The 23943-nt window shown below is 62.5% G+C and carries 18 protein-coding genes; 9 read left to right on the top strand and 9 right to left on the bottom strand.

From position 1 onward, the window contains the following. Window positions 1-173: 173 nt before the first annotated feature. The 3 genes from A3AC_RS0108945 to A3AC_RS0108935 all read right to left on the bottom strand — a co-directional run bounded on the left by A3AC_RS0108945 (window position 174) and on the right by A3AC_RS0108935 (window position 3608). Window positions 174-1376, bottom strand: coding sequence for a hypothetical protein (locus A3AC_RS0108945; RefSeq protein WP_232231916.1), 1203 nt, complete (start codon window positions 1374-1376; stop codon window positions 174-176). A 45-nt stretch (window positions 1377-1421) separates the two neighbouring features. Continuing rightward, entirely contained in the window at window positions 1422-2633 is a 1212-nt protein-coding gene (locus A3AC_RS0108940) for a YncE family protein (RefSeq protein ID WP_035474958.1), read from the bottom strand. Between the two features lie 663 nt (window positions 2634-3296). Further along, the gene (locus A3AC_RS0108935; RefSeq protein ID WP_025598441.1) at window positions 3297-3608 is read right to left on the bottom strand and encodes a DUF4148 domain-containing protein; all 312 of its coding nucleotides are present in this window, start codon (window positions 3606-3608) and stop codon (window positions 3297-3299) included. 159 nt (window positions 3609-3767) lie between these two features. Between A3AC_RS0108935 and A3AC_RS31215 the strand changes: the two genes are divergently transcribed. Then, complete coding sequence (locus A3AC_RS31215) at window positions 3768-4073, top strand: hypothetical protein (protein ID WP_025598440.1); 306 nt, start codon at window positions 3768-3770, stop codon at window positions 4071-4073. Window positions 4074-4419: 346 nt separating this feature from the next. Next, window positions 4420-4704 (top strand): DUF4148 domain-containing protein, encoded by a 285-nt coding sequence (locus tag A3AC_RS0108925; RefSeq protein ID WP_025598439.1) that lies wholly within the window; start codon window positions 4420-4422, stop codon window positions 4702-4704. A 92-nt stretch (window positions 4705-4796) separates the two neighbouring features. On the opposite strand, the gene A3AC_RS0108920 is transcribed toward A3AC_RS0108925, so the two are convergent. After that, window positions 4797-5942 carry a porin gene (locus A3AC_RS0108920; RefSeq protein ID WP_025598438.1) on the bottom strand — a complete coding sequence of 382 codons (1146 nt, stop codon included), beginning with the start codon at window positions 5940-5942 and terminating at the stop codon, window positions 4797-4799. A gap of 101 nt (window positions 5943-6043) precedes the next feature. Continuing rightward, window positions 6044-7027: a LysR family transcriptional regulator gene (locus tag A3AC_RS0108915; RefSeq protein ID WP_025598437.1), complete on the bottom strand. Its 984-nt coding sequence runs from the start codon at window positions 7025-7027 to the stop codon at window positions 6044-6046. A 759-nt stretch (window positions 7028-7786) separates the two neighbouring features. On the opposite strand from A3AC_RS0108915, the gene A3AC_RS31280 reads away from it, so the two are divergent. Further along, window positions 7787-8050, top strand: a complete 264-nt coding sequence (locus tag A3AC_RS31280; RefSeq protein WP_442856485.1) for a hypothetical protein — start codon at window positions 7787-7789, stop codon at window positions 8048-8050. Here the strand turns inward: A3AC_RS31280 and A3AC_RS0108910 are convergent. Next, on the bottom strand, window positions 8012-8983 hold the full coding sequence (locus tag A3AC_RS0108910; RefSeq protein WP_025598436.1) for a cupin domain-containing protein: 972 nt from the start codon (window positions 8981-8983) through the stop codon (window positions 8012-8014). The genes A3AC_RS31280 and A3AC_RS0108910 overlap by 39 nt on opposite strands. 112 nt (window positions 8984-9095) lie before the next feature. On the opposite strand from A3AC_RS0108910, the gene A3AC_RS0108905 reads away from it, so the two are divergent. From A3AC_RS0108905 to A3AC_RS0108875, 6 genes are all read left to right on the top strand, one after another. Continuing rightward, window positions 9096-9635: a carboxymuconolactone decarboxylase family protein gene (locus A3AC_RS0108905; RefSeq protein ID WP_025598435.1), complete on the top strand. Its 540-nt coding sequence runs from the start codon at window positions 9096-9098 to the stop codon at window positions 9633-9635. Between the two features lie 126 nt (window positions 9636-9761). Beyond that, window positions 9762-11162: a mercuric reductase gene (locus A3AC_RS0108900; protein ID WP_025598434.1), complete on the top strand. Its 1401-nt coding sequence runs from the start codon at window positions 9762-9764 to the stop codon at window positions 11160-11162. Window positions 11163-11694: 532 nt separating this feature from the next. Further along, window positions 11695-12531, top strand: a complete 837-nt coding sequence (locus A3AC_RS0108890; RefSeq protein WP_025598433.1) for an IclR family transcriptional regulator — start codon at window positions 11695-11697, stop codon at window positions 12529-12531. Between the two features lie 358 nt (window positions 12532-12889). Then, window positions 12890-14386, top strand: a complete 1497-nt coding sequence (locus A3AC_RS0108885) for an MdtA/MuxA family multidrug efflux RND transporter periplasmic adaptor subunit (protein ID WP_025598431.1) — start codon at window positions 12890-12892, stop codon at window positions 14384-14386. 18 nt (window positions 14387-14404) lie between these two features. Next, window positions 14405-17527 carry an MdtB/MuxB family multidrug efflux RND transporter permease subunit gene (locus A3AC_RS0108880; protein WP_025598430.1) on the top strand — a complete coding sequence of 1041 codons (3123 nt, stop codon included), beginning with the start codon at window positions 14405-14407 and terminating at the stop codon, window positions 17525-17527. Between the two features lie 4 nt (window positions 17528-17531). Next, on the top strand, window positions 17532-20852 hold the full coding sequence (locus A3AC_RS0108875) for an efflux RND transporter permease subunit (RefSeq protein WP_025598428.1): 3321 nt from the start codon (window positions 17532-17534) through the stop codon (window positions 20850-20852). 84 nt (window positions 20853-20936) lie between these two features. Here A3AC_RS0108875 and A3AC_RS0108870 read toward each other — a convergent pair whose 3' ends face one another. From A3AC_RS0108870 to A3AC_RS0108860, 3 genes are all read right to left on the bottom strand, one after another. Further along, window positions 20937-21401 (bottom strand): hypothetical protein, encoded by a 465-nt coding sequence (locus A3AC_RS0108870; RefSeq protein WP_025598427.1) that lies wholly within the window; start codon window positions 21399-21401, stop codon window positions 20937-20939. Window positions 21402-21423: 22 nt separating this feature from the next. Beyond that, window positions 21424-21987 (bottom strand): peroxiredoxin, encoded by a 564-nt coding sequence (locus A3AC_RS0108865; protein ID WP_025598425.1) that lies wholly within the window; start codon window positions 21985-21987, stop codon window positions 21424-21426. A 359-nt stretch (window positions 21988-22346) separates the two neighbouring features. Further along, window positions 22347-23684: an EAL and HDOD domain-containing protein gene (locus A3AC_RS0108860; protein WP_025598424.1), complete on the bottom strand. Its 1338-nt coding sequence runs from the start codon at window positions 23682-23684 to the stop codon at window positions 22347-22349. Between the last annotated feature and the right edge of the window lie 259 nt (window positions 23685-23943).

The following is a 23943-nucleotide window of genomic DNA, read 5'->3' as shown; positions in this document are numbered from 1 at the left end:
GGAGGCCACGCGATGCATGGCCTTCTCCCGACATCGGCACGAGCCACTCGCGATGTCGTGGATCTGTGACCTTTATCGCCAGCCATGCCTGCCCCTCGCCGCTTCGCGCCTCACCTGTGCGCGGCCGCAACCGCAGTATTCCTCTGCGATGTGCGGCCTTGACGCGCTCTCGCCTATATGTTCGGCGTACCGATTTGCGGATCGGCCGGCGTGGCTGGATCAGCCGCCGTTGCGGGCGGTGCATAGTTGATCACATTAGGCAGCCGCGGATTGCTCGTGTTCGTGCTGTCCTGGATGCGCGACTGGATCGTCGTGTTGTCTGTCACGCCCCAGAAGTTGTTCGAGAAGTCCAACGTGTGCACCGCGGACGCATCGTACGTACCGTGCGACTCGATCACCATGCGATTCGGATTGGGCGAATCCTTCTTGAAGAGGAATGAATTGTTTCGCGCGATGCCCGCCGGCGCTTGCCCGTTCGTCGGGAAGTCGTTGATCAGCACCAGTGGATCAACCATGTTGACGAACAGATTGTTCTGCATAACTACGGATGGGTCGAATGCAAAAGACGCTGAATCGATGAACGAGTTGTACTTGATTGTCGAATTCCTGAAGCTAGGATAGCCGTTAGTGCCCGCCTCATAGGTGGTGACGCCGGCGCGGACAATCGGCGAAACATTCAGATGCAAAGCCTGGCTGTAGGTCATCGAAAACGAGGCATCGCGACTCAGTTGGATAAACGCGTCCTGAAGCACCGTATGCTGAATGTTGACGGTGCCGCCGCTGGTATCGGGGCTAATGTTGCTGACCGTCACGCCCAGCAACTGCGTGGTGTTGGTGCCGCCAACAGCGAGCGTGCCGGCTACATTGATAATGCCCGTAGTTGGCGGTGTACCGATGCAATCGGCCTTGCAAGGCACCCGTCTAAGCGCTTCAACGATAGTGTTGTCCGGGACCGTCAGGGTGACGCCCTTGGCGATCTGTACCTTGCCTGCGATAAGGTACGGCGATCCTCCAGGCGCCCAGGTAGTGTCAGAGGAGATGATGGTCCCATCCGGGATCACGGTCGTAGGCATTGCGTACACATATGCCGTGACGAGATGACCGCCCGCATCCGTGCAAACTTTTGTGGCGTCCGTTGTGTACGGACCGCCTGAGCAGGCCTGGCTGGTTGTCGGAGCAGCTGACGCGGCTGACGTGCTGCTGCCGCCGCCGCCGCCGCAAGCAGCCAGTGAAGCGGCGGCAAGTATCACGAGATAGGTCTTCATTGTTGTTCCCCCACGTTGTTGTAGTTTTACAATGCGTCGCGAAGTAACCGAGGCGCTGTGCGGAGAAACATTAGGCCGTTCGTCTGCCAACAACCGTGCGATAGATAACATGCGCGGGACGGGAGGACCGCAGGAGCCGATGCGGACGACGCCGGGTTATCGCGCGGCAAACACCGACACTCCACCGTTGACGAAACCGTTAGCCGCACAGCTGGGGCACCCGGCCGGCGCGGTGGCGGACGAGTAGGGAACAAAAACGAGCCCCGTTGCCGGATCGATTGCGACCGAATGTGCGTTGTTGCCGGTATTCAAACGGGTCACGACGCTTCGCGTACCGGCATCAATGATCGTTAGCACCGGCGTGCAAGGCGAGGCCGCCGTGCACGCTCCATTTGCCGACGCATTGCCAGATGCTGTCCAGCGGCTCGCTGCGTTGTAATACCGGTTGGTCGGGGCGTCATATTCGAGTTGGTCTCCGCCGCCCGCATTGAGCGAGGCGACCAGCGCGCCGCTCGTCCGGTTGAAGATCTGCAGCAGCAGCGGCGCACCCGTAGTCGCCTCCCTGCAACCCACAGCGATGTCGGTACCCGGCCCGAGAGCGAGGCCGGTTGGATCGCAATTTCCTTCGGGGTACATAGCAACACCGGAGAGGCTGGTGTAATTCTGCGAGCCCCCAGACGGTATTGCGCGAATCGCGGCGCCAGGCAGCTTGACCAGTTCTCCGTGCGGATTGGCCGTGCTGCCGTCGACATTCACATAAAAGTTATCGCTCGCCACATCGTATACGCAGGCCTCGAGGCCGGCGGTGGGCTTGCCCGAGGTGTCCGTAAAGGTAACCTTCCCAATTACGCTTTGCGTACTGGTGTTGATGAAGGTGGCGAACGGCGTCGGCTCCTCGGGACTTGAAATCATGAAGATGCCGTGGGTCGGGTCAAGGCAGCCTTCGTCTGCTCTCACGCCAGTGGTGCTGACGGGGATGCTCCTGAGCACGCTGCCCGCGGCAGGGTCGACGATCTTGACCGAGTTGACGTCGCCAGCATAAACAAGGCCGCCGACCGGCGTCGCGCCGTCGGGTCCGGATGTGGCACTCGGCCCTGGTCCAAGGCCCGCGAACGCGAGGTTTCCGCTGCCCTGAATAGCTTTCACGAACGTCTTTGTCGGGATGTCGACGACGTCAAGAGAAGCGTTGTTGCGATCGGTAAAGTAGTAGCGGCTACCGCTCACCGTTCCGATATCAAATGAAAAATTGACTCCCGCCTTCACGTTCGGCACTGCAATATCCGCCACCAGGCGCGGTCCTGTCTGATTAAGATCGTCGCCGCCGCAGCCGCCGAGCACAGCGATCGCGCATGCGACCGTGGCACGCATCCATGTAGACCTTGACATCGTATGTCTCCCTGCAATCGCTGTTGAGTGATTCGCCGCAGATGCAGCGCACGCCTGCGGACCACGATTCCGTGGTCACAGATACAGGATATGCACCGCTCTTGGGGACCGCTCCTATCGTTTTCCCAGGCGCGGCAATCACATTCGCGCTGTTCGATCCGCAGAGAAAGAGTTCGCTCGCTGCCACGTGCGCCCTTGCGAGCCAGCAGATGTTACGGATCGCTCCGCGTCGATTAGTTGGCCAAATCACTGCTGCACGATTTCGTCGTTGCAGACAGCGCAGCTTTTGGTTGCTCTTTGCGCACCGGCCGCATTCTTACTGGACAGTAATCGCATCTTCAGTTTTTCTTCAGAGAGCGAGCCGATCAGTGTGAGCGATCACGATAATGCGGACAGCGCGCAGTTTAGGTCCTCTGATCAGTCCGGTGTCGAGCCGACTGGTCCGCGACCGTCCAACAGAATCGCAGACAGCGGTTTCGGGCTCGATCAACTTGTCGCCGCTCATGTAGGCCACCTTATGAGAATGAGGCAAGCAAATCCTGGCCCCGCTATGGCAAGCGCTCGATGTGTGATGCGAATGGACTTTCCATAACGAAGGCGCGCGGAAAAATGCGACCTGGAGCGCAACCTGGTTTATGGCTGGCCTCAGCCGGGCGCAAGCTGCTGACACTCGGTTCGGAACCAATAGTCGACGAGGCGCTGTGCCGCTTGCAGATCATCCGGGTAGTACGGATCGTCATACCAGGGCGACGGGTCGTAGCCCGCTTTCCTCAGGGCTGCCAGTTCGCTCTGGTGTTCCGCCATTGTGGGGGGCGCGTTTGTCCTTAGCGCCGCGAGGTCGCGACACTCTGTCGGGCTGAGGTGCGGCCCGGCGTACGGCATGCCGCCGGTCGCGCAACCGGCGAGCAGCAGCGCGAGAGCCGGGATAATCGACCGCTTTGTCTCCAGTGTGCTCATAGTACGGATCCTTCGCTTCAACCGCGCCAGGCTTCGCTACTTCCGGGATTCCGGATGTCTTGACCGGGTTACCTGGCTTGTGCTGAGTCGCCAGCAATCGTCACGCCTAAACCTTCGCATGCGGGTGTCAAGACGCGGAAGAAAGACTGGCGCCGGGTCATGTCCGCGTTGTTCAAGTGCAACAACGAAGCTTCGGAATTCCATGAGCCTTGTCGGCAAGTGCTCCGAAGTTTTATCGCTTTGTCCTATTTGCAACTGAACAATTCAGGAACGACATTCGCGGGTGGTGCAGTGACCGACGACGCGACGTTCATAGCAGGCACTCAGCGGACTTTCGGTGCAGGCGTCAACTACTCATTCGGTCCGGCGGTAGCAGGCCTCGTCATCACGCAGACCAGCCTGCACAACGCGACAGGTATCGGTGCGTATAGTCTGCGCACAGACTACTCGTTGCCCAAGCGTTGATGTCTATCTCGAGGGTGTTTATCAGCACGTGAGCGGTACCGGTAATTCGGGTATTACCGCGGACATCACGGGCCTTTCCGCATCGTCAAACAACAGTCAGGTTGCTGCCACCATCGGTCTGCGGACGCGATTCTAGCCCGACGCAAAATCGCGAGTACGACCTACGGTCGCTATTGGACAGGTGGTGCTTGTGCAGGGCTGTGCAAAGGTCAGGATAAACAGCGCGCTGCTAACGAGAAGAGTTAACCAAACCGTAATCCGCTGGTCAGAGTCGGGACAGGTCGAATCGCCAGAATGAAGCCCGTGGACTCCATCCACTCTTCTATAAATGTTCTGGAGAGACACCATGAAGTTGCTACGCTCTGTTGCAGTCACCGCGCTCGGCCTCGTTTTCGGCGCGAGCGCTTTCGCGCAGACCACCACGCCCGGGCCAACGCGTGCTGACGTGCGTGCACAACTGGAGCAGGCACAAGCCGAGGGACTCGTGCCTACGCGCGACGACGACTATCCGCCTTCTGTTGCGACGATTGCCCGCAACAAGGAAATCTACGCAATCCAGCATCCGAACGGCTCCGGCGGCGCCATGGCGTCGGCCGCGACGCAAGCTGGGTCGAGCACTGCTTCCGAGTGATGCATACGCAACCGGTTCGCACTCTCGCGCAAGGACGGATTCATGCGCGAGAGAAGAACAGCGCATACGGATGCGCCGGTTGCCGTATGACGTCAGAACTGATGCCGGATAGCTACACGGGTAATGACCTGATTTGCCGTCGTCGAAGGTGAATCCGCGCCGGTAATGAAGGCCGTGTTGAGTGGCGCAGCGGAGGCATTGCCCCCAGCCAGATGCTGATACATGGCCTGCACGTAGACGTCGGTACGAGGCGACAGATTGTAGTCTGCCATCAGCCCGAACTGGTGCCACTTCGGCTTTGAATCACCGGCAGCGCCATTGAAGTGTCCGAGCGTGTAGTTGTACATCGCACCAACGAACGCGTTCTTGACGAATTGATATTTCGCGTTCACCTCGAAGTTGTCGAACTTCAGGCTGCTGGCGGGATTGGCAAAGTTGCCTACATACACCGACCCCGTTGCGTCGTTAAGCGTGGTGTGCGTATACACAAAACCAAGCAAGGTCGGACCGATGGTGTAGTTGATACCTGCGCCCCACACCTGCTCACGCGCCGCGAAGAAGTCCGTATCGTCCGTGGCGAGCGAACCGGCCGCGGTTCCGCCAGGATTGTTTATCTGCATGTACGCGGCGGCAACCGATAGTGACGCACCGACGTATTGAGCCCCGAGGCTATACGACCGGTTGTTCGCAAACCCGCCCGCCTGGTTGCTGAAACCATAAAGGCCGCCAAACGAAAGGCCGCCATAATTGTTGCTCGCGTACTTCACACTGTTGTTCAGGCGGAAAGAGTTGTCCGTATTGTCGTTGTCATACGGATGCGACAGAAGATAGCCCGCCCAGTTGCCATTCGCAGTAAGCGGAGCGAGGTAGTCCACCACGGAGTCGTACTGACGACCCATTGTCAGGGTGCCCAGTTGCGGCGAACTCAAGCCCACATAGGCTTGCCGACCGAACATCCGCCCGCCCTGGCCCAGCGCTCCGGAATTGACGTCAAAACCGTTCTCCAACTGGAATATAGCTTTGACTCCAGCACCGAGATCTTCACTTCCTTTCACGCCCCACCGGCTGCCTTGCGCAAAGCCGCTTTGCATTTGCACAGCAGAACCACCTTTGGTGTTGTTCGTGTAGTTGAGCCCTTCGTCGATCAGACCATACAGAGTGACGCTGCTTTGTGCCATTGCGGCCATTGGCGCGATCGTGCAACCGAGCGCCGCGCCCGTAACGAGTAGTCGTTTCATGAGAGTAGGTTCCTGGTGTTTGTTTGAAGACCTCGCCGGGATCCATCTGCCGACAACGCGCATGCGATGGAATCCGGCGAAAGGCGTTCGCACTTTAGTACCTACAAAATGCCGGTCCACAGCAGTTCAGTATTGCTGAAGTAGCGTTGTACCCGCCCCACAGGAACGACTGTTTCGCGCTTGCTTTCACCTGGTGTCTGGCGGTAGCGCTGTACCGTGAAGTCCACAAAGTCCCGGATTGCCATTGCCATATGCGGTTGTCCGGAGTAAAGAATCCATACCGTCTTTTCGTCGCCGCACAGTTTGGCGTTTTCTAACAGCGGGCTCAATGATCCCTCTGCGAGCTCGCGTTGAACGACCGAGCGAGATAGCCGCGCAATGCCGAGGCCGGCCTCGACCGAGCGCTTAACAAGCAGAGGGTTTTGCATGTTCAGGATCGGTCGCACCACCACGCGCTGGGTGCCGTGCTTGTCACGGAATTCCCAGTAGCGGCTGGGGGAATCCGAAGCGATCAGGACATCATGCGAAGATAGATCCGCCGGCGTGCGCGGCGCTCGCCGACGTGCCAGATATGCTGGGCTCGCCACGATCACCTCCTGTGTCTGTGCGAGCGCCCGGCAAACCAGTGACGAATCGCGCAACCGGCGCTCGGCGCTAAAGCACACGTCGAAGTCCGCCGCCGTAACATCCGTCATGTTATCGAACACGGTCAGATGGAACTGTGTACGCGGCTCTTTTGCCTTGTAGCCTGCGAGTACGTCTGGAAGGTCGGTGCAAGCATACGAAGAAGACGCTGCAATCCGCAAAAGTCCGGCAGGCTGAGCAGCGGCAACGCTCACGCATTCGTCCATTGTCGCCAGATGCCTTAGCAGTCCCACACAATGCTCACAATACATTTGCCCGGCGGGCGTCAGCGAAACCCGGCGGGTGGTGCGGCTAACGAGCCGCACACCGAGATGCTGTTCGAGCCCCGCGACGCTGCGCGTGATGACCGAAGCTGAAATGCCCAGCTGTTTTGCCGCCTCAGCGAAACTCAAGCACTCTGCAACCTTGGCGAAAATGCGAATTGAGGCTAATTGATTCATGGGATCGTTGGTAGCGGTTGAGGCGTTCCAGGCGGTCCCGGAAAGCGTCGTGCAAGAAAGATCGTTTTCCCCTCGGACAATCGATCCGCCGAGCCTCGCCGCAAGGCGCAACCACCTTACATGCCACACGTGATCTTTTCAGCGGCGTGTGCAAGTACTCGAGTCTTTTTGGGTCGCCGTGCCGTCTGCGTCCGAAGCGGGTGGCTCCGGCTGGGTCGTACTCTCGTCCTTCTTCGCATATTCCTCACGGGGTCCGCCGCGCGCGTAGGCGGCCTCAACAGTCGCAAAAGTCAATGCGGAAAAGACAATGGCGCCAATAGCCAGATCGAGGATTCTCTTCACGTTTTGCTCTTGAGCGTTTGAAGTTCTGGTTACCTGACCCGTTGGTCGAGAACCGATGGGCCCAGCCGATCTGATTCACAAGGCACCCATTGTCTTGATGTGGCGTTGACCGCGTAGTGACAGTCTGATTACCTTTTTGACATTTTCTTTCGCCTTCCGCCATAACGCCGTGCCGCCATTGTGGCCATGGCCATCGACGGCAGGAGCTTCCAGGCAGAAACAGTTGTCGCAACGGTTTGCCGGGTGCTGGCCCCGCTGCTCCTATAGGCGCGAGGTTCGCGCAGCGAATGTCGATGAATCGGACGATAGGAATACGAAAATATTCAGGAATCGCAAATAACATCAATGTGATGTGCGCGTCAGCGTTCATGAACCTTCGTTGCGCAGAACAACTATTCCGGTTTCAAGTTCGGCGGCATGTACGCATTCAGCAACAGCCAGAACGGCTTTGCCGTTAACCGCGCCTACAGCGCGGGCACAACCTACGACTATGGTCCGTTAAAGGTGGCTGCCGCTTATCTGCAGATTAACGGTTCGGGCGCTTCGAATGCCACAGGTGCCGCCGACCCGACTGGGTTCAGGGGCGGCTTGACTTCGGATTTGCAGCGTACAGCAGGCGCCGGCAAGGAACCTGCCTCGCTCTCAACTTCCGACGGCAACCTGCTGCTTGTCCAACTGTGAGCGGCGCCAGTCTGCCGGTGTCAGACCGAAATGCTGGCTGAAGGCGCGCCTGAATGCGGCCACGGATTGATAGCCGACAGTTTCAGCCACGGCCTCGGTCGAAATGCCGGGCCTTTTCAGTTCATTGGCGGCCAGCGCCATCCGGACATCGGTCAGGAGATCGAAGGGCGAGCGTCCTACCTTGTCCTGAAAGTGCCGGATCAGCGTAGCACGCGACATGCTGCAGAGTCTCGCCAACTCCGGCAGGGTCCAATCTCGTGCCGGGTCGTTGAAAATGGCCGCGAGTGCGGGCGATAGACGCGAGTGCCCAGCGAGCGCAAGCAGGCCGGTAGGGGCCTCGTCGGACTCGCTGCTGACACGCAGAGTTAGCGCGAACAGAGCCGCCGACAGCGCATTCATCATTGCGTAGCCCCCGAGATTGTCGGCGCTGGATTCCGCCCGCATGAGTGCGACGAGACCGTTCAACTGGTCGAGAGCCCCGCCCTGCCCGCTCGCCCTTGCGGTCGACGTCCGGATGACGAGCCGCGTCGGTAAATACTCGCGAATCAAGCGGTCATGCGGAGGCGCCAGAACAATACGTCCGCACAACATGTCCAGACGCTCTCCCGCGCCTTTGTTTTCGCTGATGGTGAGGTTCAAGCCCATGCGTTCACGTGCAGGTTTCGGCCGCGCGCCGCTGCCGTCATGAAGCTTATGGGCGGAGCCTTGCGGCAGCATGACGATGTCACCGGCGCACAGCTGCTGCGGCTTGCCGCTGCCGGGCGTCTCCAGAATGGCCGAGCCGGCCAGCACGATGTGATAAGGCATTTCGCCCGCGCCCGAATCCGCATAGATGACTTGCCACGGTGCGCCATACGAGCACCGAAGTTCAAGCTGACCGCGTACGGTCATCATGCCGAGCAGACGGCTCAACCAATCCAGTGAGGGCGACATGTTTTTCCCAGAATGATACTTTTGAGCATGATATTGAGAATTTAGAGACTCAATAAGCTCATCCAGTAGACCTACAGTGGAGGCTCCTAACCACCACCGAATGAGGTCCACCATGAGTCGCATTGCAATTCCGGCTATTACGAACGCCACTGGCGCCACCGCTGAAGTCTACGCGCGAGTCCGCAAAGTCGCCGGCGGCAGCGTGCCGAACCTGTTCGCCACACTCGGCCATCTCGCGCCCGTCACATTGAACGCTGCGCTGGACGCCGAAGGCGCCCTCGCCTCCAGCAGTCTGAGCAAGCAGGACCTGGAGACTATCAAGGTCCTCGTGAGCGAGCAGACAGGTTGTGACTACTGTGTCGCCGCACACGTGATGCTCGGCAAGATGGCGGGCCTGTCGCGCGACACCCTCGACCGGATTCGCGCGGGACAGCCCACGGGCGATACGAAGCGCGATGCGCTGATCCACTTCGTTCTGAACCTGCAAACCACGCGCGGCACGATCAGCGAAAGCGAATTTGCAGCCATTCGCGCGGCGGGCTACAGCGACACTCAGCTGGCCGAGATAGCGCTGGCGATTGCCATGACGATTTTCACTAACACATTCAATCGCATCAACGACACCGACGTCGATTTTCCGTCGGTCAAATAAGCGGCGCGTTGGCGAGCGGAAATGTCATGCCGTGACATATCCGCTCGCCTGCGAAGAATCTCGTGCCGAAGGACGAAGCACTGTCCGCGCGGCACTCGCTCAACTCCAATCTGAATAGAGGAAGTCATGTCTCACATCGAACAATTCGATACGCTGATTCTCGGCAGTGGCCAGGGCGGCAAGCTGCTGGCGTGGCACCTGGGCCGCTCGGGACAACGCGTGGCTGTGGTCGAACGGCAATGGGTAGGCGGCTCGTGCCCGGCCGTCGCCTGTCTGCCCAGCAAGAATGAAATCTGGAGCGCGCGGGTTGCTCATCTGACGCGGCATGCCGGCGACTTCGGCACGACGACTGGATCCGTCGCGATCGACATGACGAAGGTTCGCGACCGCAAGCGCGCGATGGTCGAACGGGAAGCGGCATTCCATGTGCAGGCGTATGCATCGAGCGGCGCCGAGTTGATCATGGGCAATGGCCGCTTCGTCGCACCGAGGACAATCGAGGTCCAACTCAACGATGGCGGCACGCGCACGTTAAGCGGCAATCAGGTGGTGGTGAACGTCGGCACGCACGCCGCGATCCCGGACGTGCCCGGACTGGCAGCGGCTGAGCCGCTGACGCACATCGGCGCTCTTGATCTCGATCGCGTACCCACGCACCTGATCGTACTGGGCGGCGGTTATATCGGCGTCGAGATGGCGCAGGCCTATCGCCGCTTCGGGAGCCGCGTGACCATCATCGAGCGCAGCACGCGGCTGATGGCCCGCGAAGACGCCGATGTGAGCGACGAAATGCTGCGCATTCTCCGCGCGGAAGAGATCGAGGTCGTGCTCGACGCGCACGTGCTCAGCGTTGAGGGTCGTTCGGGAACGCAGGTACGCATTGTCGTACGAACGCCTTCCGGAAAGCAGGCTGTGGATGGCAGCGACATTCTGGTTGCGGCAGGACGCGTTCCGAACACGCGCGACATCGGCCTCGCGCACGCAGGCATCGAGCTCGACGGCCGCGGGTTCATCCGCGTGAACGAGCGGCTGCAGACGTCGGCGCCCGACGTTTGGGCGATCGGCGAAGTCGCCGGCAGTCCGCAATTCACGCATGTCTCCGTCGATGACTTCAGAATCGTCCGCGACAATCTTGCGGGAGGCAAGCGCAGCACCGGCGACCGGTTGATTCCCTACACGCTGTTCACCGATCCCCCACTCGCGCGAGTCGGCTTGAGCGAGAGCGACGCGCAACGTCAGGGAATCCCGGTTCGTGTCGCAACACTGCCGATGAGCAACGTCTTGCGAACGGAAGCCACCGACGAAACGCAGGGTTTCATGAAGGTACTCGTCGGCGCGAACGATGACCGTATCCTCGGTTTCACGATGATCGGTTCGGAGGCTGGAGAAGTGATGGCCGCAATGCAGACAGCGATGCTCGCGGGACTTCCGTATCAGAGACTGCGCGATGCCGTCATCTCTCACCTGACTATCGCCGAGGGTCTTGGACCGCTTCTGTCGAAGCTGCCCGAGCGGGCGCCGAACTGAGAACCGCGCAGTCGCTCCGTAGTCCGGACAAACGCCCGCTGCCGTGTGAAGCGTGTCGTCACATTGACACGCTTCTTGATGTGGGCCGATTTACGCACAAAAAAAAGGCGTCACGTTTCCGTGACGCCTTGAAAAGTTCTAGCCATTCCGAGGGCCGTGCTAGAACCTGAGAGACGGTATTTCGAAAACGGGCGGGCGACCACACGATCTATGCGGTGCAAAGCACCGACTGCCGCCGCGGAGCGGTTCACGCTAGCCACTTCCACCGACAATGGAAAGGCAGGCTGCAGGCACTAAAGCGCCAACCCTGATACCGTGTTTCGAAATGAGGTTCCATTTTTTATGGTTATCCTGACTAAGTCAAGCAAAATCTAAACAGCCTTGCCGCATTGCGGAAAATTATTCCGATACAATGAATAATACGAAGAATTCCGGCGCCAAGCCCCGCCTGCCGCGCGGCCTGGCGTCCAGCGCATGGGCGCCGCACCGCGCGCCTACGCGCAAATAATCTGAAATATCGTTCCAAAATCACATGAACCCACGAACGCGAACCCGCAGCGCCGCCGACCCCGTCAAAGAGAAAGACGGCTCCGGCGACGAGGTCACCGCGCTGGCACGAGGCTTGACCGTGCTCCGCTCTGTTGCCGCGGCGGACGCGCCGCTCAGCAACCGCGAACTGACCGAAATCACCGGCATTCCTAAACCCACGGTGTCGCGCATCACGGCGACCCTCGTCGGCACCGGTTTTCTGTTCCGGCTGCCCGACAGCGAACGTTTCGTGCTGACGTCGTCGGTGCTGGAGCTCAGCAACGGTTTTTTGCGCAACTTCGACATTCGCGCGCGTGCCCGCCCCTTCCTGATCGAACTCGCGGAACGCACGCGGCTTTCGGTGCATCTGGCGGTGCGCGACCGGCTCGACATGGTGGTGATCGACGTGATCCGGCCACGCTCGGCCGTGCTCGTGTCGCGCCTCGAAGTCGGCGCGCGGATGAGCCTGAGCCGCACCGCAATCGGCCGCGCCTATCTGGCCGCGCTCGACGAAGCGGATCGCGAAAAACTGCTGACCGGCCTGCAGGCCGCCGAGGGCGACGACTGGGGCCACGTCGGCGGGCGGCTCGAAACGGCGCTGCAGGAAACCATCGAGCGCGGTTTCGCTGTCGCCACCGGCGAGTGGTATGACGGACTGAATGCGATCGCGCTCGGCTTCACCGGCCCGTCCGGCGAACGCTACGCGGTCAACTGCGGCGGCGCTGCCGACCAGTGCCCGCGCGACTGGCTCATCAGCCGCGCCGGGCCCGCGCTGCTCGAATGCGTCGCGCGCATCGTGCTGGAGATCGGCGGCACACCGGCACGCCGTCTCGACAACTGAACGCGCCGCCGCGCCGTCAGCACGCCCACCCCGCCCCCTGTAACCGGCGTAATCAAAAGAAAAATACGCAGGTGGACTGTTACAGAGGGCGAGACGTAGGATCATGCATTCCTGCCGCGCAGCTGCCGGCGCGCTCTGGCGCAAGGCCGCCCGAAGGGCCTGCCGGAGCCCGGATCGCGAGGCTCCTGTGGCACCGCGCAGGCATCCTTTGTCCGCGTCTCGGGTAGCATCGCGCTGAACGTGCGCGGCTTGCCCGCTGTCGAAACGGCCTGCCGTGCATCCTCGCGCGCGAATGCCAGGCGCCGATGCGGCACAATCGCGCCTACGCCACACTTCCAAGCAGTCACTGACCGAACCGATGGACGAACAACAACAGCATTCGGAAACTTCACGCCCCGCCGCTCCGGCTTCCCCCAGGACGCCCGACGACGCCGCCGCCCGTCCCTCGCATGCGCCCGAGGCGCGGGATGGGCGCGACCGGCCACCCGGCGCTGTGAGAAGCCATCGCGGCCGCAACCTCGCGCTCATCGTCCTCGCGCTGCTGATTCTCGGCTTCGTGCTGTGGCGCTGGCATCCGTGGGGCTCGCCAGGCGGCGCGGCCGCGCCGGGCGCGAGCGGCGCTCATACCGGCCGGCCGGGCCGCGGAGGTCCCGGCGCGATGGCGAACATGCCCCAGCCGGTGCATGTGGCCGCTGCGACGCAAGGCGAGATGCCGGTCGTGCTGACCGCCCTTGGCACCGTCACGCCGCTCGCGAGCGTGACGGTTCTGCCGCAGTTGAGCGGCACGTTGCAGGACGTGTATTTCACGGAAGGCCAGATGGTCAAAAAGGGCGACGTGCTCGCGCAAATCGACCCGCGCCCCTACCAGATCTCGCTCGACAACGCGCAAGGCACACTCGCGCGCGACGAAGCCCTGCTGCAAACCGCGCGTCTCGATCTGAAGCGCTATCAGACGCTACTGTCGCAAGACTCGATTGCGAGCCAGCAGGTCGATACACAGGCGTCGCTCGTGCGTCAATACGAAGGCACCGTCAAGTCGGACAAGGCCAATGTCGACACCTACAAGCTCGACCTCGTCTATGCGCGCATCACCGCGCCGGTGTCGGGGCGCGTCGGCCTTCGCCAGGTCGATCCGGGCAACTACGTGACGCCCAGTTTGACCAACGGCATCGTCGTCATTACGCAGTTGCAGCCGATCAGCGTGATCTTCACCACGTCGGAAGACAACCTGCAGCAGATTCTCGAGCAGACGCAAGCGGGCGCAAAGCTCTCCGTGACCGCGTACGACCGCAGCAACACCAGGTCGCTCGAAGGCGGCACGCTGGAGACGCTCGACAACCAGATCGACACCACCACCGGCACCGTCAAACTGCGCGCGATCTTCCAGAACAGCAAGAACCTGCTGTTCCCGAACCAGTTCGTCAACACGCGCCTGCTCGTCAACACGATCAAGGACGCGGTGATCGTGCCGACCTCGGCGGTGCTCAACGGTTCGATGGGCCAGTTCGTGTACGTCGTGAAACCGGACAACACGGTGACCGTGCGGCCGGTGAAGGTCGGTCCCGTCGACGGCGAGCGCACCAGCATCAAGTCGGGCCTGCAGGTAGGCGAGCGCGTCGTGATCGACGGCTCCGACCGCCTGAAGGAAGGCGCGAAGATCACCATTCCGGACGATAAGCCGCGCGGCGCTTCGGGCTCGCGCGGCGCACGGGGCGCAGCCGCCGCAAGCGGCGCAAGCGGTGCCAGCGGCGCAAGCGGCGCGGCAGCCTACGGTGCCTCCGGTGCCGCGGTTGCCTCCGCTGCCTCCGGCGCACGCGCCCATCACGGCAGGCACGCGGCGCAAGCCTCGCAATAAAGGCACCGCACTTACCGCATGAATCCATCTCGCGCTTTTATTCTGCGTCCCGTCGGCACCGCGCTGCTGATGGCGGCGATCATGCTGGTCGGCCTCGTCGCGCTGCGCTTTTTGCCGCTCTCCGCGCTGCCCGAAGTCGACTATCCGACCATTCAGGTGCAAACCTTCTATCCGGGCGCGAGCCCGGACGTGATGACCTCGTCCGTCACCGCGCCGCTCGAGCGCCAGTTCGGGCAGATGCCGTCGCTCAATCAGATGTCGTCGCAAAGCTCGGCCGGTTCGTCGATCATCACGCTGCAGTTCGCCCTCGATCTGCCGCTCGACATCGCCGAGCAGGAAGTGCAGGCCGCCATCAACGCAGCGGGCAACCTGCTGCCGTCGGACCTGCCCGCGCCGCCGATCTACGCCAAGGTCAATCCCGCCGACGCGCCCATCATCACGCTCGCCATCACGTCGAAAACCTTGCCGCTCACGCAGGTTCAGGATCTCGCCGACACGCGGCTTGCGCAGAAAATCTCGCAGGTCGGCGGGGTGGGTCTCGTGAGCCTGTCGGGCGGCCAGCGGCCGGCCGTGCGGATTCAGGCGAACCCGCGTGCGCTCGCCGCCTATGGGCTGAACCTGGACGATCTGCGCACCACCATCTCGAACCTGAACGTCAACACGCCGAAGGGCAACTTCGACGGACCGACGCGCAACTACACGATCAACGCGAACGACCAGTTGACCGACGCCGACGCCTACAAAAGCGCGGTGGTCGCGTACAAGAGCGGCCGCCCGGTGATGCTGACCGACGTCGCGACCATCGTGCAGGGCGCGGAAAACACCAAGCTCGGCGCCTGGGTGGACGGCACGCCGGCCATCATCCTGAACGTGCAGCGCCAGCCGGGTGCCAACGTGATCCAGGTGGTGGACAATATCAAGAAGCTGCTGCCGCAATTGCAGCAGGCCTTGCCTGCCGCGCTCGACGTGCAGGTCGTGACCGACCGCACCACTACGATCCGCGCCTCGGTGCGCGACGTGCAGTTCGAGCTGGCCATGTCGGTCGTGCTCGTCGTGCTGGTCATGTACCTGTTCCTCGCCAACGTCTACGCGACCATCATTCCTAGTCTCTCGGTGCCGCTCTCGCTGATCGGCACGCTCGCCGTGATGTATCTGTGCGGCTTCTCGCTGGATAACTTATCGCTGATGGCGCTGACCATCGCGACCGGCTTTGTGGTCGACGACGCGATCGTGATGATCGAGAACATCGCGCGTTACGTGGAAGAAGGCGAATCGCCGCTCGAAGCCGCACTGAAGGGCTCGAAGCAGATTGGCTTCACCATCATTTCGCTGACCGTTTCGCTGATCGCCGTGCTGATTCCGCTGCTCTTCATGGGCGACGTGGTGGGCCGCCTGTTCCACGAGTTCGCAATCACGCTCGCCGTGACCATCGTGATTTCTGCAGTCGTGTCGCTCACGCTCGTGCCAATGATGTGCGCGAAGCTGCTGCGCCACACGCCGCCGCACGAGAGCCACCGGTTCGAGGCGCGCGCGCACCGCGCGATCGACTGGGTCATCGCCCGTTACGCAGTCGCACTCACGTGGGTGCTGAACCGGCAGCGCTCAACGCTTGTCGTCGCAGTACTGACACTCGTGCTCACCGCGCTGCTTTACGTGTTCATTCCGAAGGGCTTCTTTCCGGTGCAGGACACGGGCGTGATTCAGGCGATCACGCAGGCGCCGCAGTCGGTGTCGTATGCATCGATGGCCGAGCGTCAGCAGGAACTCGCGGCGCAGATCCTGAAGAACCCGGACGTGCAGAGCCTCACGTCGTTCATCGGCGTGGACGGCAGCAATATCACGCTGAACAGCGGCCGCATGCTGATCAACCTGAAACCGCGCGACGACCGCAGCAGCACCGCGAGCGAAGTGATCCGGCAATTGCAGCAGGACGTCGCACATATTGCGGGCGCGTCGCTGTATATGCAGCCGGTGCAGGACCTGACAATCGACTCGACTGTCAGCCCCACGCAGTATCAGTTCATGCTGACGGACCCGAACATCGGCGAATTCACGACGTGGGTGCCGAAGCTCCTCGAGCGGCTCAAACAGGCGCCCGAACTCGCCGACGTCGCCACCGATCTGCAGGACAACGGCCAGTCGGTCTACGTCGAGATCGACCGCGCCACGGCGTCGCGTTACGGCATCACGCCCGCCACCGTGGACAGCGCGCTCTACGACGCGTTCGGCCAGCGCATTGTCTCGACCATCTTCACGCAGTCGAACCAGTACCGCGTGATTCTGGAAGCGCAGCCTTCGATGCAGCATTACACCGAGTCGCTCAATTCGATCTATCTGCCCTCGTCCACATCGTCGGGCGGACAGGTGCCGCTCTCGGCCATCGCGAGGTTCGTCGAAAAGCCGGCACCGCTGCTCGTCACGCACCTGAGCCAGTTCCCGGCGACCACGGTCTCGTTCAACCTCGCGCCTGGTTCGTCGCTCGGCGCGGCGGTCAAGGCAATCGAACAGGCCGAGAAGGACATCGGCCTGCCCGCGTCCTTCCAGACGCGTTATCAGGGCGCGGCGCTCGCCTTCCAGGCGTCGCTGTCGAACGAGCTGTTTCTGATTCTCGCGGCCATCGTCACGATGTATATCGTGCTCGGCGTGCTGTACGAGAGCTTCATTCACCCGATCACGATTCTGTCGACGCTGCCCTCGGCCGGCGTGGGCGCATTACTCGCGCTGCTGATCACGGGCCACGATCTCGACATCATAGGCATTATCGGCATCGTGCTGCTGATCGGCATCGTGAAGAAGAACGCCATCATGATGATCGACTTCGCGCTTTACGCCGAACGCGAGGAAGGCAAGGCGCCGCGCGAAGCGATTTACCAGGCGTGCCTGCTGCGCTTCCGCCCGATCCTGATGACCACGCTCGCCGCGCTGCTCGGCGCGCTGCCGCTGATGCTCGGCACTGGTGCCGGTTCGGAATTGCGCCGGCCGCTCGGTATCGCGATTGCAGGCGGTCTGATCGTGAGCCAGTTGCTCACGCTTTTCACCACGCCGGTGATCTACCTCGCGTTCGACTCGTTGGCACGCCGCGCGCGCGAACGGTTCAACCGCGGTGGCCCGGCGGCCGGCGCAACGGATGCGGGGACCTGAGGCGATGAACCTGTCGCGTCCGTTTATTGCGCGCCCCGTCGCCACCACGCTGCTGGCCATCGGCATCGCGCTGTCCGGCATTTTCGCGTTCATGAAGCTGCCGGTCGCGCCGCTGCCGCAGGTGGACTTCCCGACCATTTCGATCCAGGCGTCGCTGCCGGGCGCGAGCCCGGACACCGTGGCCACCAGCGTGGCCAGTCCGCTCGAGCGGCATCTCGGCTCCATTGCCGACGTCACTGAAATGACCTCGATGAGCTCGGTCGGCTCCACGCGCATCACGATGCAGTTCGGCCTGAACCGCAATATCGACGGCGCGGCGCGCGACGTGCAGGCGGCGATCAACGCCGCGCGCGCCGACCTGCCGGCCAGCCTGCGCAGCAACCCGACGTACCACAAGGTCAATCCGGCCGACGCGCCGATCATGATTCTCGCGCTCACGTCGAAAACGCTCACCGCGGGCCAGTTGTACGACTCCGCGGCCACCGTGTTGCAGCAGTCGCTCTCGCAAGTGGAAGGTGTCGGCGAAGTGGATGTGAGCGGCTCGGCCAATCCGGCCGTGCGCGTCGAACTGGAGCCGCAGGCGCTGTTCCACTACGGCATTGGTCTCGAAGACGTGCGCGCGGCGCTGGCCGCGGCCAACGCCAACAGTCCGAAGGGCTCGATCGAGTTCGGCCAGAACCGCGTGCAGATCTACACGAACGACCAGGCGAGCAAGGCGGCGCAGTATCGCGACCTCGTGATCGCGTATCGCAACGGCTCCGCGGTCAAACTGTCGGATGTGGCCGAAGTCGTCGATTCCGTCGAAGATCTGCGCAACCTGGGCCTCTTCAACGGCAAGCGCTCGGTGCTCGTGATCCTGTACCGGCAACCCGGCGCGAACATCATCGAGACAATCGACCGTGTTACGGCGATGCTGCCGCAACTGCACGCGTCGCTGCCCGCGGACGTGGACATCACGCCGACCGCCGACCGCTCCACCACGATCCGCGCGTCGCTCAAAGACACCGAACACACGCTGATGATCGCGGTGGCGCTCGTCGTGATGGTGGTGTTCCTGTTCCTGCGCAACTGGCGCGCCACGCTGATTCCGAGCGTGGCCGTACCGGTATCGATCATCGGCACGTTCGGCGCGATGTATCTGCTCGGCTTTTCCATCGACAACCTCTCGCTGATGGCCTTGACCATCGCGACCGGCTTCGTGGTGGACGACGCCATCGTGGTGCTCGAGAACATCTCGCGGCATATCGAGAACGGCGTGCCGCGCATGAAGGCCGCGTTCCTCGGCGCCCGCGAAGTCGGCTTCACGGTGATGTCGATCAGCATCTCGCTCGTCGCCGTGTTCCTGCCTATTCTGCTGATGGGCGGCATCGTCGGGCGCCTGTTCCGCGAGTTCGCGCTGACGCTCTCGCTGGCGATCGGCGTGTCGCTGATCGTCTCGCTCACGCTCACGCCCATGATGTGCTCGCGCCTCTTGCGCGAGCCGCACGAACAGAAACAGGAAGGCCGTTTCGGGCGCTGGCTCGAACGCGGCTTTGCGAGCATGCAGCGCGGTTACGAACGCACGCTCGGCTGGGCGCTGCTGCATCCGCGGCTGATCCTGTTCATTCTGCTGGCCACCATCGGCCTGAATATCTGGCTCTACATCGTGGTGCCGAAGGGCTTCTTTCCGCAGCAGGACACCGGCCGGCTCATCGGCGGCATTCAGGCGGACCAGAGCACTTCGTTCCAGGCCATGAAAGGCAAGTTCTCGCAGATGATGGAGATTGTCGGCAAGAACCCGGCCGTGGACAGCGTGGTCGGCTTCACGGGCGGCCGGCAGACCAATTCGGGCTTCATGTTCGTGTCGCTCAAGCCGAAGAGCGAGCGCAAGATTTCCGCCGATCAGGTCATCCAGCAACTGCGCGCGCCGCTTGGCGACGTCGCCGGCGCACGCACATTCCTGCAGGCGGTGCAGGATATTCGGGTCGGCGGGCGGCAGTCGAATGCGCAGTACCAGTTCACGCTGCTCGCAGATTCCACGCCCGACCTGTACCTGTGGGGACCGAAGCTCACCGAGGCGTTGCAGGCGCGCAAGGAACTGGCCGACGTCAATTCCGACCAGCAGCAAGGCGGCCTCGAAGCGATGGTGACCATCGACCGCGCGAGCGCGGCGCGTCTCGGCATCAAGCCCGCGCAGATCGACAACACGCTGTACGACGCATTCGGCCAGCGCCAGGTGTCGACGATCTACAACCCGCTGAACCAGTATCACGTTGTGATGGAAGTCGCGCCCAGGTACTGGCAAAGCCCGGACATGCTCAAGCAGGTCTACATCAGCACGTCGGGCGGCAGCGCGAGCGGCGCACAGACCACCAACGCGCCCGCAGGCACGGTCACGGCATCGGACAAATCCACCTCGTCGTCCACCAGTGCCTCGGCGGGCGGCACGGCGGGCACCACGGCGCAAAGCGCCGCGACGATTGCCGCCGATTCCGCGCGCAACCAGGCGATCAATTCCATTGCGACGAGTGGCAAGTCGAGCGCATCGTCGGGCGCGGCAGTGTCCACGTCGAAGGAAACCATGGTGCCGCTCTCCGCAATCGCGAGCTTCGGGCCAGGCAATACGCCGCTTTCGGTGAATCACCAGAGCCAGTTCGTCGCCTCCACGATTTCCTTCAATCTGCCGCCGGGCGTGTCCCTTTCCACGGCGACGCAGGCGATCTACCAGACCATGGCCGAGATCGGCATGCCGGCGACGATCCACGGCAGCTTCCAGGGCACCGCGCAGGCGTTCCAGCAGTCGATGTCGGACCAGCCGATCCTGATTCTGGCCGCGCTCGCCGCCGTGTATATCGTGCTCGGCATCCTTTATGAGAGCTATATCCACCCGCTCACCATTCTGTCGACGCTGCCGTCGGCGGGCGTGGGCGCGTTGCTCGCGCTGCTGCTCTTTCAGACCGAGTTCAGCATCATCGCGTTGATCGGCGTGATTCTGCTGATCGGCATCGTCAAGAAGAACGCGATCATGATGGTGGACTTCGCGATCGAGGCGTCGCGGCACGGCCGCTCGTCGCGCGACGCGATTCACGAGGCGTGCCTGCTGCGTTTCCGCCCGATCATGATGACCACCTTCGCCGCGATGCTGGGCGCGCTGCCGCTCGCATTCGGGCGCGGCGAAGGCGCGGAGTTGCGCGCGCCGCTCGGCATTGCGATTGTCGGCGGGCTGATCATGAGTCAGATGCTGACGCTCTACACCACGCCGGTGGTCTATCTGTACATGGACCGGATTCGCGTGCGCTGGGAGTCGCGCAAGGCACGCAGAGGCGGGATCACGCCTGCCTCATGATGTGACGCGACCCGCATCCGCGGCGGCTTTTGAAGAAACATGCAAAGGCTGCCGAGCAATGCGGCGCCGCGCGTTCGAGCGGCCTCAAAGCTTCTGCTGCATCGCGAGCAGGAAAATGCGCTGCCATTGCCTGCCCTGCCGCTCGCTCCGCATGGGCAACAGCCACACGCCGCGCGCGGTGTCCTTGACCTTCAGCGCAAGCTGCCACTGCGCTTCGTGACGCTGCAGGTCGGCGCCAAGCAGATCGGCAAAGATATAAGCGCCCTGCTCTGCGCCGACATGAACCTCACAGAGGCGCTTGCCCGAAGCGAGACGCACCGAACCCCAACTGCCATCGAGCCGATGCGTCCAGTCGCCGTCGCGGATGTTCGGCGCGACTTCCTTTCTCCGGCGCAACCAGTAAGCGACCGCGGCCGCCAGCAGCAAAGCCGCCAGCGCCGCCACGCCGACGGCGACCGACGTTCCGAACCCTGCCTGCAATGCGTCGAACGCGCGCACCGCGCCGTACACCAGCGCGATCAGCGCCAATAGTCCAACCAGAATCGGCATAGCGAACTCTCGACAAAAAGCCTTACGGCAGCTTGTGCGTCGCGGCCCAATCCTTCACGGCCTTCAGCGTGTTCTCGACGTGCTTCTCGGGCGACAGGCTCGTGTATTCGTAGATGATCTTGCCGTCCGGCGCGATCACGTACGAGACGCGATTGGCCATCGAGCTATACATCGGCATGCCCGCATCGTAGGCGCCGATCACCTTCGACTCCGCGTCCGCCGCCACAGGGAATTTGCTGCGGCACTCGCTCACGGAGAATTTCGTCAGCGTGTCGATGTTGTCGTGCGACACGCCGATCACCGTCGCGCCATATTTTTTATATTCGTCGACGGCCTCGGCGAATTCATGCGCCTCGATCGTGCAGCCCTTCGTGAAAGCGGCCGGATAGAAGTACAGCACCACCGGTCCTTTCTTCAGCTCGTCGGCAAGCGAATACGTGTACGTCTTGCCGCCGAGCGACGCCTGTGCGGTGAACGGCGGAGCGGTGTCGCCGGGTTTGAGCGTCGCGCAGGCGTTCAACGACCAGGCGGCGCACGTCACCGAGACGGCTGCGGCCAGCGCTGCCGGCATGAGGTTTATCTTCATCTGCTGTCCTTTGAGCGGTGATGCTTACCGTTGGCGGGAAGGGGTTTAGGGCCGCGCCGTCCGGCAGGATGCATAGCGCGTTCCTGGCGCATTCATTGTGCACTCGTGCAGCATTCGGGCCGCGTGGAGCGGCGCAACGAAGCGGCGCAACGAAGCATGAACGGCTGGCCTTGTCCTCTATTGGACCACGTACACGAAAACTGCGCGCTGCGCGTGCCCGGAATGCCGACGTTGGCGGCGCACGGCACTCCGCACTCCGCACTCGCCACTCCGCACTCGCCACTCGCCACTCGGATTCGACACCCGGCACGCCCCACTCGCCAACCCGCGGTCGGCGATCCGCAACCCATAACCCCCAATCAGGCCGCCGCTTCTTCGATATGCGCGCCGAACCAGGCAGCCGCGGAGAGATTGAGCTCGGCCAGTATCTCCGGCGTGAGCGCGGCGAATTCCGGCGGAGCATCCCAATCGCGCGCGATCGACGCCGCATCGGCGCCCTCGCCCGCCGCCTCCGCGATCCGCAGCAGCGTGCCGAGCGGCCCACGCCGTTCGACGATAGCCGCGCGAATCTGCGGCGCGAGGCCGAGCTTTTCGAGCACGGCTTTCGGCGTGCTGCCGAGCACCACATGCACGAGAGAAAAGATGCCGGTCATGAAGGCGGCGTCGGCGAATTCATCGTCGGCGGGACGCATCCAGCCGGCCGCCAGTTCCATGAAGCGCGAGCGCGTGCCGGCCAGTTGCACGAGCGGATCGGCGCGCCACGGCAGATCGCCGCTGTCCGCGTAAAGCAGCAGTTGCGCCCAGCGCGCGATCTGCCGCGTGCCTGTCGCAATGATCGCCTCGCGCAACGACGCGATATTTCGTCCGAGACCGAACGCGCTCGAGTTCACGAGGCGCAGCAACTGCACCACCACGCTCGGGTTCAGCTTCAGTTCCGCTTCCAGTTCGACGATGCCCGCGTCGCGCGAAAGCAGCGCGAGCAGGCGCAACAGGCCCGGGCGCGGCGAGCGGTTTTTCGGCGCGGCCAGCACCTGGGGCCGCGCGAAAAAGTAGCCCTGGAACAGATCGAAGCCGAGATCGCGCGCAACCGCGAAGTCTTCGCGCGTCTCCACTTTCTCGGCGATCAGCGTCTTGCCCTCGCCGCGCATCGCAGCGGCAAGTTCTGGCAGATGCGTGCGCTCAGTCTGCAGGAAGTCGATCTTGACGATGTCCGCATGCGGCAGCATGGCAAGTAGTTCGTCGGATAGCTCGGTCACGTCGTCGAGCGCGACCTGGAAACCGCCGCGCCGCAACTCGCTGAGCCGCCGCGCGAGTTGCGCGTCGAACCTGACGGTTTCGAGAATTTCGAGCACGAAGCGCTCCGGCGGCATCACGTGGACGATGTCGTCGAACAGCATCGCCCGGTCGATATTGACGAAGCCGCGATGCTGCCCGAGCACGGCGGGCACGCCGATTCCGCCAAGCGCGCGCGCCACCACCTGCGCGGTCGCCTGCGCGTCGTTGGTGACTTCGGCATAGTTGTGGGCGCCGGCCCGGAACAGCAGTTCGTATGCGTTGAGCGCGCCCTGGCGATCGAGAATCGGCTGTCGGCCCAGATAGACGAACTGTGCAGCATTAGCCGCGTCAGGTTCGTCGCCGGTCGCGTCGCGCACCTCGATGCGCCGGGCGGAGGCCCGGACCAAATGAAGTTCAGACATGGGTCATCGGTGCAGCTTTCGAAGGACTGCGCGGCAGCGGCGCGCCGCCACCGCACAGGGGTTTGCCGTATTAACGGACGCCGGCCAACCGCACTTTAACCGAATCGGCCCAGTCCGGCTGCGAGCGCGTGCCGCGTTTCCTTACCGGATGTTTTTCTTGCGCCGCCACTAAAGATTTCGGGCCGCAGGTCGTTATCTTGTCCTGATGGGGCGGCCTGATACCCGCGTGGGACCCCGCATGGGACCCGCCAGATATCCT

The organism is Burkholderia sp. WSM2230 (genome assembly GCF_000472445.1).
Taxonomy (GTDB): domain Bacteria; phylum Pseudomonadota; class Gammaproteobacteria; order Burkholderiales; family Burkholderiaceae; genus Paraburkholderia.
The sequence above is the reverse complement of the archived record's forward strand: the minus strand, read 5'-3'. Positions and strand labels throughout refer to the sequence as shown.